15 protein-coding genes are annotated in these 12,104 nt (G+C 51.0%); 9 read left to right on the top strand and 6 right to left on the bottom strand.

Annotation, left to right across the window (positions count from 1 at the left end; all coding sequences use genetic code 11):
- Positions 1-14: 14 nt before the first annotated feature.
- The 8 genes from MKO97_RS08640 to MKO97_RS08605 all read left to right on the top strand — a co-directional run bounded on the left by MKO97_RS08640 (position 15) and on the right by MKO97_RS08605 (position 6,665).
- Positions 15-512, top strand: a complete 498-nt coding sequence (locus tag MKO97_RS08640) for a TlpA disulfide reductase family protein (protein ID WP_241102813.1) — start codon at positions 15-17, stop codon at positions 510-512.
- On the top strand, positions 509-1,261 hold the full coding sequence (gene tpiA / locus MKO97_RS08635) for a triose-phosphate isomerase (RefSeq protein WP_241102812.1): 753 nt from the start codon (positions 509-511) through the stop codon (positions 1,259-1,261). Before MKO97_RS08640 ends, tpiA begins: the two co-directional genes overlap by 4 nt.
- Positions 1,262-1,282: 21 nt before the next feature.
- On the top strand, positions 1,283-2,587 hold the full coding sequence (locus MKO97_RS08630) for an alpha/beta fold hydrolase (RefSeq protein WP_241102811.1): 1,305 nt from the start codon (positions 1,283-1,285) through the stop codon (positions 2,585-2,587).
- A 25-nt stretch (positions 2,588-2,612) separates the two neighbouring features.
- The gene (nhaA, locus tag MKO97_RS08625) at positions 2,613-3,734 is read left to right on the top strand and encodes a Na+/H+ antiporter NhaA (RefSeq protein ID WP_241102810.1); all 1,122 of its coding nucleotides are present in this window, start codon (positions 2,613-2,615) and stop codon (positions 3,732-3,734) included.
- A 116-nt stretch (positions 3,735-3,850) separates the two neighbouring features.
- Positions 3,851-4,408, top strand: coding sequence for an RNA polymerase sigma factor (locus MKO97_RS08620; protein WP_241102809.1), 558 nt, complete (start codon positions 3,851-3,853; stop codon positions 4,406-4,408).
- Positions 4,405-4,941 (top strand): hypothetical protein, encoded by a 537-nt coding sequence (locus MKO97_RS08615; protein ID WP_241102808.1) that lies wholly within the window; start codon positions 4,405-4,407, stop codon positions 4,939-4,941. Before MKO97_RS08620 ends, MKO97_RS08615 begins: the two co-directional genes overlap by 4 nt.
- Complete coding sequence (locus MKO97_RS08610; RefSeq protein WP_241102807.1) at positions 4,925-5,974, top strand: hypothetical protein; 1,050 nt, start codon at positions 4,925-4,927, stop codon at positions 5,972-5,974. Before MKO97_RS08615 ends, MKO97_RS08610 begins: the two co-directional genes overlap by 17 nt.
- A gap of 25 nt (positions 5,975-5,999) precedes the next feature.
- Positions 6,000-6,665, top strand: a complete 666-nt coding sequence (locus MKO97_RS08605; protein WP_241102806.1) for a head GIN domain-containing protein — start codon at positions 6,000-6,002, stop codon at positions 6,663-6,665.
- A 63-nt stretch (positions 6,666-6,728) separates the two neighbouring features.
- Here the strand turns inward: MKO97_RS08605 and MKO97_RS08600 are convergent, their stop codons facing one another.
- The gene (locus tag MKO97_RS08600) at positions 6,729-6,917 is read right to left on the bottom strand and encodes a hypothetical protein (protein WP_241102805.1); all 189 of its coding nucleotides are present in this window, start codon (positions 6,915-6,917) and stop codon (positions 6,729-6,731) included.
- Positions 6,918-6,993: 76 nt separating this feature from the next.
- On the opposite strand from MKO97_RS08600, the gene MKO97_RS08595 reads away from it, so the two are divergent.
- Complete coding sequence (locus MKO97_RS08595; RefSeq protein ID WP_241102804.1) at positions 6,994-7,380, top strand: nucleoside triphosphate pyrophosphohydrolase family protein; 387 nt, start codon at positions 6,994-6,996, stop codon at positions 7,378-7,380.
- A gap of 55 nt (positions 7,381-7,435) precedes the next feature.
- Here the strand turns inward: MKO97_RS08595 and MKO97_RS08590 are convergent, their stop codons facing one another.
- The 5 genes from MKO97_RS08590 to MKO97_RS08570 all read right to left on the bottom strand — a co-directional run bounded on the left by MKO97_RS08590 (position 7,436) and on the right by MKO97_RS08570 (position 12,092).
- Positions 7,436-8,242: an AraC family transcriptional regulator gene (locus MKO97_RS08590; RefSeq protein ID WP_241102803.1), complete on the bottom strand. Its 807-nt coding sequence runs from the start codon at positions 8,240-8,242 to the stop codon at positions 7,436-7,438.
- A 40-nt stretch (positions 8,243-8,282) separates the two neighbouring features.
- Complete coding sequence (locus MKO97_RS08585; protein WP_241102802.1) at positions 8,283-9,791, bottom strand: aldehyde dehydrogenase family protein; 1,509 nt, start codon at positions 9,789-9,791, stop codon at positions 8,283-8,285.
- A gap of 33 nt (positions 9,792-9,824) precedes the next feature.
- The gene (locus tag MKO97_RS08580; protein WP_241102801.1) at positions 9,825-10,157 is read right to left on the bottom strand and encodes a nuclear transport factor 2 family protein; all 333 of its coding nucleotides are present in this window, start codon (positions 10,155-10,157) and stop codon (positions 9,825-9,827) included.
- 5 nt (positions 10,158-10,162) lie between these two features.
- Entirely contained in the window at positions 10,163-11,086 is a 924-nt protein-coding gene (locus MKO97_RS08575; protein WP_241102800.1) for an AraC family transcriptional regulator, read from the bottom strand.
- A 127-nt stretch (positions 11,087-11,213) separates the two neighbouring features.
- A complete protein-coding gene (locus MKO97_RS08570) occupies positions 11,214-12,092 on the bottom strand; it encodes an NmrA family NAD(P)-binding protein (RefSeq protein ID WP_241102799.1) in 879 nt (292 codons plus the stop codon).
- Between the last annotated feature and the right edge of the window lie 12 nt (positions 12,093-12,104).

Here is a 12,104-nt window from a genome sequence, read left to right as displayed (position 1 = left end):
TTACACTACGTATCATGAAACATCTATTTATGAGCTGCATCGCCGTATTCGCGATGGTCTCCTGCTCCAACGCCCAGGAAAAATTTTCCGACAAGGCCCTAACAGAACCGCTTTTTACCCTTAACGACCGTTCGACGACGCTGGCTGACATCCTGGCCAAACACAAAGGCAAGACGATTGTCATTGAAGTGTGGGCATCGTGGTGTGGCGACTGCGTAAAGGCAATGCCGCAACTGAAGTCGCTGCAGGCAGCGCATCCTGAGGTGGACTATGTGTTCATTTCAATGGACAAAACGACCGACAAATGGAAAGAAGGCGTGGAAAAACACCAGCTGAAAGGCGCCCATTTCATGGCTCCGGATGGCATGAAAGGAAAATTCGGGACTGCCATCGACCTCGATTGGATTCCGCGCTATATCATCATTGACAAAAACGGAAAAATCATCACCTACCGGGCTATCGAAAAAGACTTCGATGCCATGGATACAACTCTTAACGCACTTAAATCATGAGAAAAAAGATCGTAGCCGGAAACTGGAAAATGCATAAAAACGCCGCGGAGACCGCCGCTTTATTGGGGGATCTCGTCGATGCCCTGCCGAATGGAAAAGAAGCGCAGGTGATCGTGGCCCCCACTTTTGTGAACCTTCAGGCTGCGGTCGGGTTTCTGGACAATACCAACATCGCCGTTGCAGCCCAAAACCTGCACCAGGCCGAAAGCGGCGCCTTTACCGGCGAGATTTCGGCGGATATGCTGAAGAGCGTGGGTGTGGAATGGGTGATCCTAGGCCATTCAGAGCGCCGGGCCTACTTCCACGAAACCGATGCCTTACTGGCGGATAAGGTCAACACCGCGCTGCGGCACGACATGACGGTCATTTTTTGCTTTGGCGAGGAGCTTAAGGAACGCCAATCGGGGCAGCATTTCAATGTGGTGGAAAACCAACTGAAAGACGGTCTTTTCCATCTAGATGCGGCCCAATGGAACCAAATTGTACTGGCCTATGAGCCGGTATGGGCCATCGGGACCGGCGAAACCGCGAGTCCGGAGCAGGCACAGGAGATGCACGAATTCATCCGCGAGACCATCCGTTCGAAATACGGAAATGAGGTGGCGGCCGACGTATCCATCCTATACGGCGGAAGTGTGAAGCCCGACAACGCCCGTGAGATCTTCTCGAAACCGGATGTTGACGGCGGACTTATCGGCGGTGCCGCACTGAAAGCGTCGGATTTCGCTGCGATCGTTGCTGCTATTTAATCGTACCTAACACCTATCCTTATGGACTGTTTTCGCTACCTGCTTTCCGTCTTTCTGGTTTTGGGTGCCTGGCAGTCGGGAACGGCCCAAACCGCGGTGAAGCGGCAGGACTGGGCGTCGGTGTGCCAAACGCTGGATGCGACTCCGTATGCGGGGTATGAATTTCGTATGCGGGCGGCGATCCGGATGGAAAACGGACGCAAAGGATCGGTCGGGTCACTGTGGGCGCGCGTCGACAAAAGTGATGGTACAAATGGCTTTTTTAAGAATGCCGCCGATGTGATACGGGCTACGGGTGACTGGAAGGTGCAGGAAATTACCGGCACCCTCGACGCCACCGCTTCGTTGCTGAACGTCGGTGCCTATTGCCAGAACGGCGCCGATTATTACTACGATAACTTTACGTTGGAGGTGCGGAAGGGCAAGGAGAAGTGGAAAACCGTTCCCCTGCAAAACGCGGGTTTTGAACAAGGCAATCCGGAAACGGACGGCTGGAAAAGCGGCATTGGCACGACGGCCCTGTTTACGGTACAGGATTTCGCCTACGATTTCAGTACGACCCAACCTTTTGCGGGCTCGCGTTGCCTGCATATCTACAGCCATACCCTGCTGGGCAGCGCCAATGGAAAATTTGTAGAAGCCAATGGCGCCCAACTGTATTATGAAGTATACGGCGAAGGCGAACCCCTACTGATGTTACACGGCAACGGGCAGGCCATGTCGTCGTTCGTGAACCAGCTTGAGCCTTTTGCCAAGAAGTTTAAAGTGATACTGGTCGATTGCCGGGCGCGGGGCAATTCGTCTTACCCGCCGGGCGTACCCCTCAATTTTGACCTGCTGGCGGATGACATCGCGGCCTTTATGGATAAGATACAGGTTCCGAAAGCGCATATACTCGGCTGGAGCGACGGCGGGATCATCGGTATCGTGATGGCGCTTCGGCATCCGGAAAAAGTCGACCGTTTGGTGGCGATGGGTGCCAATATTTTCCCGGAAGGCGTCTTCGGACTCGATCTCATGAAAGAGCAGGTGGCGATATGGGAAAAGGAAAATACCGACCACCATCTCGATCTTGCCATCGACCTGCTCAAACTTGATATGCTCTATCCGCAACTGACGTTTGAGCAATTAGGTGCCATTACCTCCAAAACGCTGATCATGGCGGGTGACCACGATGAGATACAACCTGAACACACGCTGAAGATGTACCAGGCGATCCCGGATGCCGAACTGGCCATCCTGCCTGATTCGTCACATTTCGTACCGCAGCAAAATCCGGAATTGTTCAACGCGACGGTCATGCGTTTCCTTACCAAATCACGATGACGGACACGTTGTCCGAGTACCCAATATGTCCCGAATCCTGTCCACCTTACTACACAACGAAAAAACCTCCGGCTTCCTGCTGATTGGGTGCACGCTGCTGTCGATTGGCGCAGCGACGTTTTGGGGTGCGACGTATCTGCACTTCTGGCACTCGAAGGTAGCGGGCGAACCGTTGGAGTATTGGGTCAACGATGGGCTAATGACCGTGTTTTTCCTGTTGGTCGGACTCGAACTGCGGCAGGAAATTAAGTCGGGCGAGCTTTCCTCGCGTAAGAAAGCCTTGCTGCCGATAGTGTGTGCCATTGGCGGCATGGTCGTACCGGCCGGTCTGTATTTTGCCGCTGCGTCGGGCACGCCGTACGCCTCAGGTGCCGGCATCCCCATGGCGACCGACATTGCGTTTGCCCTGGGTATTCTCTCGCTGTGCGGACGACGAGCGCCTGCCTCACTTCGCATTTTCCTCACGGCCCTTGCCGTTATTGACGATTTGGGCGCCATCCTGGTGATCGCGCTGTTCTATACCCAATCGGTGTCCCTGCTGTATCTTGGCATTTCGTTGGGCATCTTCGGCTTGTTGCTGCTCTTGCAATTGTTTCAGGTAGGGCGGTTGTGGCCGTATCTCATCGGTGGCACCATCATGTGGTATTTCATGCTCCATTCGGGCGTGCATGCCACGATTACGGGCGTTTTGGTTGCCCTTACCATTCCGATGGAAAGCCGAAAAGGGAAAACGCCTCCTTCCAAATGGCTGGAGGCTTTCTTACATGCCCCGGTCAACCTTTTTATCTTACCTCTTTTTGCCTTGGCGAACACCGCGATTCCGATTGAAAGCGGGTTATTGGCGACACTGACGACGCCGTATAGTTTGGGGATTGCTGCCGGACTTGTCATCGGAAAGCCTTTGGGCGTGCTGGCGGCCGGATTTGCTGCGGTGCGCACGCGGGTGTGCAAACTACCCAAAAACGCGGGTTGGCGTCACATGGCCGGTGTGGGCCTGCTGGCCGGTATCGGTTTCACGATGTCGATTTTCATTACCTTGCTGGCTTTCGATGATGCGGAAGCGATTATGGGCGCGAAACTGGCCATCCTGTTGTCAAGCCTTGCAGCGGGCGGTTTAGGGTATGTTTTGCTGGCGCGACGGGCGTAAGCGGTCGTCTTTTTTTGGGTCCTTCCCTACCCGATTTCCCACATTCCGAAAAAAAAAATAAAGCGAACTGTAACAATACGGATCCTCCCCGGGTCATTATCCCAACGTAACGCACTTTGGAACAGCACAAACACGATATCGACCGATTGGTCTCCCTTTGCAGGGAGCAGGACCGCGGCGCGCAGTTCCAACTCTATAAGTTATACAGTAAGGCGATGTATAATACGGCGTTACGTATCCTCCGGGACGAGCATGCGGCGGAGGACGCGATGCAGGAAGCCTTCCTGAAAGCCTTCACGAAACTCGATCATTTTCGGGGTGAGGTGACCTTCGGGGCCTGGCTGAAGCGCATCGTGGTGAATGAAAGCATCGATCAATTGAAGAAAGCTGATAAGCGGCAGGAAACCGACCTTGAACCGATCCTCTATAAAACCGAGGACGAGGCCTCGACCGGAGACGAAGGATTTTCCTTCCGTGACCTGCAAATGCAGCAAGTGCGCCAGGCGCTGCAACAATTGAAAGACAGCTACCGCACCGTCCTGACGCTTTTGTTCATTGAAGGATACGACCAGGAAGAAATCCAGGAGATCCTGAACATCAACGCCGGAAATTGTCGAACACTGATCAGCCGGGCGAAAGACAGCCTGCGGGTCAAATTGCAACTGGTATCATGAAAGAGAACGAAACAGACGAACTGAAAAACCTTTTTGCCTCCTTTGAGTGGGATACGGAAGAACCGAATGAAGGCCATGAACTGCGGTTCCTGCAAAAACTCGACCGTCCGAGACGCCGGCGCCGGCGTCTGTATGGTGCGTTGTCGATCGCGGCATCCGTGGTGCTGCTACTGGGTGTCTTCCTTTGGAAAAACGAACCGGCGGTGCCGACCTACCAAATGTCGCCCGAAAACCGGGAGGCGCAGACCTACTTCGCTTCTGTGATCAAGAAAGAGCTCGCTACGATACAGAAAGAAGATACGCCGGTTGCCCGGGGCATGGTCGACGATGCCGTGAAGCAAATGGCGAAGATGGAGGCCGATTACGACCGCCTGGCAGCGGAATTGGCCCGGAAAGGTGAAAACGAACAACTGATTTTCGCCATGATTACGAACCTTAAGACGCGGATTGAATTCCTCGAACGCGTCTCGCATCAAATTGAAACGATCAAACGAATACATTCAGAAGCACACGAAGATGAAAACACCCTTTAAATTTCTGCTATTGCTGGTATGCGCCGTGAGTCCGTTGGCCCGTGCCGCCGGCAACGACGACGACGTCCGCAAGGAGAAAACGATCAGCAAAACCTTTTCGGTCAACCCGGACGCGACACTCGAGGTAACGAACCAGTACGGCAGCGTCTATGTGACCACAACCGATGACGCGGTCATCAGTATCAAGGCCGTTGTCAAAGTATCGGGCAAAAATCCGGATGCGGTGGAGAAACGCCTCAACGGTATCGACATCGAAATGGAAGGAAGCCGCTCGTTGGTTTCAGCCCGTACGAAAATCAGTGGAAACGGCGGCCGCACGAGCATTGAGATCAATTATACCATTTCCATTCCGCGAAAAGGCAATATCAAGATTACCAACCAGTATGGGCCGGTTTTGCTTGACCGCATCGCCGGGGATGCCCGACTCAACCTCCAGTACGGACGGTTAACGGCCGCGGCTCTGGAAGGTGACACCGTTCTCAATATGCAGTATTGCGATGGATCGCAGGTGACGTCGCTGCGGGCGGGCACCGTCAGCATACAGTATTCGGACCTTACGGTGGCGAAGGCCAAGACGATGACGGCCAACAGTGACTATAGCGACCTGCGCGTAGACGACGTCGACAACCTCAGCGTGAAGATGGACTATGGCAGCCTGAAGGTGAAATCGGCAGCCACCGTTGTGGTAAATGGTAACTATTTCGGGATGGACCTGGGGACGCTTGAGAAATCGCTGACGGCCCGTGGCAACTACGATTCGTTCAAGATCGGAAACATCCTGCCGGGTGCCGGAAATGTGACGGTCAGTGGTGACTACACCAATGTGGAAATTGGGCATGACGCGAATTATGCGTTTGACTTTGACATCAAACTCAATTATGTCGATTTCCGTCCGCCGAGTGGCTGGCAATACAAATCGCGGCGTGAAACACACAGTTCTACTTCCTATCAGGGTACCTATAAAACGGCGGGGGCCAACCGGTTGACGGTCGACCTCAACTATGGCAGCCTGAAAGTAGACAAGAAACCATAATCACCGTCCTCTAATCCTCCTCCTCATGAAAAAAACACTTCTTCTTTTCCTGCTCGCGGCCTTTTCATTATCGGCCCAGCAAGTGGAAAAACGTCCCTTGGGTACCTTTACCAAATTGGAAGTAACCGGCCACTTCGACGTGCAACTGGTCAAAACAGGTGACGCGATCATCGTATCGGCTGCCGTGCCGGCTTCATTGCCCCGTATCAAGACCGTGATCACCAACGGCACGCTTCGTATCTATGCGGACGGAACCGTAAAAGGCGACGTCGACATTACGGTACCGTATACGACACTGAATGAAATAGTACTTAACGGATCAGGTGACATCTCGGCCGACAGTGAGGTACAAACCAAGAACCTGAAGGTTGTACTCACCGGATCGGGCGATATTAAGTTGAAGGTAGCCGCAGCGGATGCAGACGTCACGCTGATTGGTTCGGGCGACCTTATCCTCTCAGGTACTGCAGATGCGGTTTCTGCGTCGGTCAATGGGTCGGGCGATTTGGATGCCGGTTCGCTGCGTGCGAAAACGGTGCGGGTGACCGTAACGGGCTCGGGCGATGCTACGGTATATGCGTCGGGTTCGATCAAAGCCGATGTAGAAGGATCGGGCGATATCCGCTATAAAGGGAATCCGGAACAGGAAGATACAAGCGTACACGGTTCTGGAAGTATTACCAAAGTATAGTGTTGATACGCGTTAAAGTTAGCACCTTGCGACAGAACCTAAACTCCGGCTACCCGCCGGAGTTTATCGTTTCATCACGATCTTGATGACGAAGAGCAGGGCGACAAACAACAGGAATGCCAACAGCACCTGGTAGTTGCCTTTGTAGAACACCCGGTGTAGCGATTTGTCTTTCCTGTAGGCGATTACCATTCCGATGACGAATGCGATGAAGAAGCATCCGGCGAAAATCCATTGTCCCTGTGAAAACATTGTTGGTAAAATTTTACGCAAAGATACGCAGCCGCGCGGGCACTTTATGTATTTTCAAATTCGAAAAAACACCGACATGAAAAAACAGATCGACTGCGTAAAAGAGTTCCACACGGCGTTTCGTCTTGGCTATGCCGAGCAACCGACGGCCGACCTTGGCGAAAGCAAAACGATGCTTCGCTATAACCTGATGAAGGAAGAGAATGAGGAGTATCTGGAAGCGGCCCTCAACGGTGACCTGACGGAAGTGGCGGATGCGTTGGGCGACATGATGTATATTCTGTGCGGCACCATCATCGAACACGGGTTACAGCACCTCATTGAAGACGTCTTTGACGAAATACAGCGCAGTAATATGAGTAAACTGGGCGAAGACGGGCAACCGATCTATCGGGAAGACGGCAAGGTGATGAAAGGGCCGAATTATTTTAAGCCGGATTTTTCGAGGTTTTTTGATCGATAAAAAAGCCCTCTTCTGCGAACAGGTGTTTCCTTTTCCTACCCTAGACGCCTCGGGATTACGCAAAGGCAGGTGCTTTTCCGAAAGCCTTTTTAAAAGAGGTCGAGAAATGTGAATAATTTTTGAAACCGGAATCCATAGCAGCCTCGGTGGGCTTCACTCCCCTCTCTTTTATGAGATGATAGGCTTGTTTCAGCCGTTGTTCAATGAGCCAACGGTTGGGTGTGGTTTTGAATACCTCCTGGAAGTCGCGTTTGAACGTAGATAAACTCCTTCCCGTCAGATAGGCAAAATGTTGCAACTCTTCGTTACAGGCAAAATGCTCTAACATGTAGGCCTGTAAATCGATCTTACCCGGTTCACTGAAATCAAATAATACGTCTATGAGTTCGGGGTTTGCGTCAATGAAAATCAAGACGGCTTCCTTTATTTTTATCTTTATTAAGTTTTGACTGAGTTCCGTCCCTCCTTCCAGATAGGGAATTAAACTGTCGATATAGTTTTTAAAATGTTGATTTTTTCGAAGACGGAAGACATTTGGAATCCGCGCCCCTGCCCCTTGCCCCTGCTTAGGAAACTGGTTTTTTATCTCCCATAAAGTGTCTTGGTCGATACAAATTGAGACAGACCGGTACTCACCGCCTTCCGGGGGAGTCTTTACGAACCGACTAAGACGGTTGCGAGTTGCGAAGCGAAATTCGCCGGCTGCAAAAGCGTATTTTTTCCCCTCGAAGACCACTTCTGAAGTACCCGAGATAATATAGTCGAACACGTGCTGCCGGATGAAAATTTCGCCCTCCATACTCTTACGGGAGGTTCTCGAATATACTATCTTCGGTACTTTAGGATCAGTGATTGCCGCCATTTATTCCTGTATTGCTGCTAACATCTGTCAAAGTTGGTAATTAATTGTCAGGCAAAAAAATGGCTTTTGGCTCCTGAAAGCTTCCCAATCCATACTTGCCAAATTCCCGACCCATTCCGGATTGTTTATATCCACCAAACGGTGCATCAGGTGCATCAACAAATCCGTTTATCGCTACGCGTCCGGCCTGAAGTCTGCGGGCGATTTGTACAGCCCGTGCCGTGTCGGTGCCAGCTATGTAGGCATGCAGGCCGTAGTTCGAGTCGTTTGCCAGCTGGATCGCCTCCTCGTCATCGTCGTATGTGATTACGCATAGTACAGGTCCGAAAATTTCTTCCTGCGCAATTGTCATCCGATTCTTCACATTGGTAAATAGGGTCGGTTTTACGAAATTTCCGGCCGTTAAACCCTCTGGGCGTCCTGTTCCTCCGGTCAGCAGGGTCGCGCCCTCGTCGATTCCCTTCTGTATATAGTACTGCACCCGTTCCCACTGTTTTAGGGATACCATCGGCCCAATCATGGAATCTTTTGAGCTTGCGGGTCCGCATTTCAACTCTTCGATGCCTGATTTTAACGCCGCGTAGATTTCATCTTTTCGGCTAGCCGGAATGAGGATTCGCGTTCCAGCGGTACAAGATTGCCCACTATTCTGAAGTCCGACCTGTAAAACAAACGGAATTGCCTTTTCCAAATCTGCGTCGTCCAGAATGATAGAGGGTGACTTACCTCCGAGTTCGAGCGTTACCCTTTTCATTGTTTCCGTGGCCTTTTTGGCTATGTCCTTTCCGACTTGCGTTGAGCCGGTAAATGAAATTTTGTGAATTCCGGGACTTGCTGTGAGGGTGTTACCTACAGTCTCACCATCGCCGTGCACAACATTTACAAGTCCAGCTGGCAGGTTTGCCTGCTGAAAAATCTCGGCCATGGCATGGTTTTGCAACGGACTCAATTCGCTAGGTTTCATTACTATGCTACATCCCGCTGCAAGCGCGGTGGAGGCCTTCACACAAATAAACCAGATACTGAGGTTCCACGGGCTGATAAGCGCCGCGACGCCAACCGGATCCATCACAACCGTTGTGCCATTATTGAGTTGGTGACTTGTGTTTTCCGGCGTAACCAGGTCGATTGCCATTTTCCAGGAACGCAACGCATCGTTAAGTGCAAATTCGGTAAACCATTGAGGCGATCCGTATTCCTCTGCAACGATTGATTTCAGTTCGTCCATCTTTGTCAGCATGACATCGTGAATCCGACGCAGATACATCCTTCTGGTTTCAAGGGTTGCTACCGAGTACGATTCAAATGCTTTGTTAGCCGCCTCGATTGCGAGTGTTGTGTCGGATGCATCGGCCAGGATTACTTTGGTCAGCGGTTCGCCGGTAGCGGGATTTGGCAATATCAGTTCCTTTGTGCCGTTGGGTGTCCTGAATTGTCCATTCACAAAAATTTTGTTGATAGTTCGCATCGCTTTATGTATTACTGTTATTACAGCACAAAATTGCGGCGAACCATCGGGCTGAACATTGGTGACACGTCCATTTTGCATTGTTGGGAGGGTCAACGATGCGCATCCATCCCCTTACATCAAATCGGCAGTAGCCCTATCGATTTTTCCGTCTCGGAACCGAAGCTCAAACTTGCCTCCAATTTGCCTTTCGGGGAAACTGCCCGTAAACTCTACTTCGAGCTTCGCCGTATTAGTTCCTATATTGAGTTTCAACAGTCGTGTTTGGGTTTCATAACCGATGAAATACTCGGTGAAATAGGCTCCGATCCCCTCATGTCCCACGAACTTGGTTCCCAAGGAGATATCTTCCAATTTGGCCTCGTCGGTGTAATATGTCAAGTATTGGTTTTTGTCAAAGCGATTTCCGGCTGCGAGCCAACCCGCAACGAATTTTTCAATGTCCATACAATTTAGTCTCGCTGAAACCCCTGTTTAAACTGTACGGGGGTCTGGTTTGTTTTGTTCTTGAATAACTTATTAAACGATTGCGGCTGTTCAAATCCCAACCTATAGGCCACCTCCGACACAGACAGTTTACAGGAGGCCAGGTATTCTTTGGCCTTTTCAATCAGGTGAGCGTGGATGTGTTGCTGGGCGTTTTGGCCCGTAACAGAGCGGAGCATGTCGCTCAGATAGCGCGGTGATACATGAAGGTGCTGCGCAACGTATTCGACACTGGGAACGCCGTAGGTTTGGGTAAGGTCGCTCGCAAAATAATCGGTTAAGACCACCTCCATTTTAGCCAACAGGTCGTTACTGTGGTGTTTGCGGGTAATGAACTGCCTTTTGTAGAATCTGTTACTGTAGTTAAGCAAAACTTCCAGATAGGAAATAATCAGGTCCTGGCTGAAATCATCTATCGCGTTGGCTAGTTCTTCCTGGATATTCTCAAATAGTGTAAAAATCACTTTTTTCTCCCGGTCTGAGAGGTGCAGTGCCTCGTTTACGGAATAATGAAAGAAGCCGAAGGTCTTTATCTTATGATCAAGCGGGTAACCGCGAAGAAAATCCGCATGAAAAAGCAGCGTGTAACCCGATACGTCCTGTTCATTATCGCTACAAGCAATCAACTGGTTTGGCCTTATGAAAGAAAGTCCCCCTTCATCAAAATCGTAATGATCTTGTCCGTACTTAATCCTGCCTGACAGATTCTGCTTGAAGGAAATTTTGTAGAAATTTGGCAGAATTGCCTTTGGCCATTCTTCATAGGGGGTAGTGATGTCGGCATAATTGACTAAACTAACCAGCGGATGCAGCGGTCTCGGAAACCCGAGTATCTTGTGCATCGCCGAAATAGTGTTTACTCTTACGGGAATGACCTGCCCCTTACTCATATACAAATGTATTTATTTTTAACCGGCAAAACTTAATCTGTCAGCGCGAAAGTCAGTATGGTAAATGCGGTACCACGTGGGTTTCTATTGTCTCTTGCTGTTTGATTGTCCATGTTCTGTTTGGGTATTATTTTACGGCAAACATCGGCTGCAGTACCTCGCGGGCGAATTCTTCAAACGACGTTGGCGTGGTCGACACGGCATCACGCACCCCTGAATTGAAGCGCCCGTCGTTGATGGCCTTGTAACGCTCGGTTATCATGGCTGCCCGGTTCTCAGACATACCCGCCTCAATGAGTTTTTGTTGGTAGTCGGCGTAACTCAACTGCAGGTATTCAAGTGGGCGACCTATTGCCCGGCCAGCTATGCGGGCGATTTCGCTCTGTGAATACTCTCGGTCTCCGAGTAAGTCCTGATGTGTTTTACCCGTGAAATCAAGTTTGGAAAGGCGCTGTGCCGCAAAGTTAGCGATGTCCCGAGTCGCAATTTGGCCGGTGCGCACGTCGGGACGAAGCGGACTTGCGATAGTTTGAAACAAACGCAGGGAATCAATACTGTTTTCCATAAAGGCTTCCGGACGGAGGCTTATTACATTCACCTCTGGAGGCAGCGCGTTCAGACGAGCTTCCTGTCTCCCCAGTCCTTTGACGGTTCCTGTATGCTCGATGTCATGTGCTCCCTGCGAAGAAAGAAACACGATATGTTTTATCCCTGCATTTTTAACTGCCCCGACCTGCGCAAGGCCAACTTCGTCCTGAAAAGCGCCAAAATCGGCCGCCTCCCTGGACGGTGGTAACATCAGTAATGCCGCAGTAGCACCCTTAAAGGCATTGGTTAGAAATGTAATGTCGTTCATATTACCCTCAACGGATTCAATATTGACGGTTGTCAATCTGGCAAGGCTTCCGGCGTCACGACCCATAATCCTCACTTTGTGTCCCATGGCCGCTAATTGGCTGGCAACCTGCGACCCGATCTTTCCAGTAGCTCCTGTAATGACTATCATGATTAGGTACAA

The sequence above is a fragment of the Flavobacterium sp. HJ-32-4 genome (assembly GCF_022532105.1).
Taxonomy (GTDB): domain Bacteria; phylum Bacteroidota; class Bacteroidia; order Flavobacteriales; family Flavobacteriaceae; genus Flavobacterium.
This window is presented reverse-complemented; position numbering and strand designations above follow the sequence as displayed.

What these genes read in the sequence shown, in the direction of transcription:
- MKO97_RS08640 (WP_241102813.1), top strand. Translation starts at nt 15, where the DNA reads ATGAAACATCTATTTATGAGCTGCATCGCCGTATTCGCGATGGTCTCC.
- tpiA (WP_241102812.1), top strand. Translation starts at nt 509, where the DNA reads ATGAGAAAAAAGATCGTAGCCGGAAACTGGAAAATGCATAAAAACGCC.
- MKO97_RS08630 (WP_241102811.1), top strand. Translation starts at nt 1,283, where the DNA reads ATGGACTGTTTTCGCTACCTGCTTTCCGTCTTTCTGGTTTTGGGTGCC.
- nhaA (WP_241102810.1), top strand. Translation starts at nt 2,613, where the DNA reads ATGTCCCGAATCCTGTCCACCTTACTACACAACGAAAAAACCTCCGGC.
- MKO97_RS08615 (WP_241102808.1), top strand. Translation starts at nt 4,405, where the DNA reads ATGAAAGAGAACGAAACAGACGAACTGAAAAACCTTTTTGCCTCCTTT.
- MKO97_RS08610 (WP_241102807.1), top strand. Translation starts at nt 4,925, where the DNA reads ATGAAAACACCCTTTAAATTTCTGCTATTGCTGGTATGCGCCGTGAGT.
- MKO97_RS08605 (WP_241102806.1), top strand. Translation starts at nt 6,000, where the DNA reads ATGAAAAAAACACTTCTTCTTTTCCTGCTCGCGGCCTTTTCATTATCG.
- MKO97_RS08600 (WP_241102805.1), bottom strand. Translation starts at nt 6,917, where the DNA reads ATGTTTTCACAGGGACAATGGATTTTCGCCGGATGCTTCTTCATCGCA.
- MKO97_RS08595 (WP_241102804.1), top strand. Translation starts at nt 6,994, where the DNA reads ATGAAAAAACAGATCGACTGCGTAAAAGAGTTCCACACGGCGTTTCGT.
- MKO97_RS08590 (WP_241102803.1), bottom strand. Translation starts at nt 8,242, where the DNA reads ATGGCGGCAATCACTGATCCTAAAGTACCGAAGATAGTATATTCGAGA.
- MKO97_RS08585 (WP_241102802.1), bottom strand. Translation starts at nt 9,791, where the DNA reads ATGCAAAATGGACGTGTCACCAATGTTCAGCCCGATGGTTCGCCGCAA.
- MKO97_RS08580 (WP_241102801.1), bottom strand. Translation starts at nt 10,157, where the DNA reads ATGGACATTGAAAAATTCGTTGCGGGTTGGCTCGCAGCCGGAAATCGC.
- MKO97_RS08575 (WP_241102800.1), bottom strand. Translation starts at nt 11,086, where the DNA reads ATGAGTAAGGGGCAGGTCATTCCCGTAAGAGTAAACACTATTTCGGCG.
- MKO97_RS08570 (WP_241102799.1), bottom strand. Translation starts at nt 12,092, where the DNA reads ATGATAGTCATTACAGGAGCTACTGGAAAGATCGGGTCGCAGGTTGCC.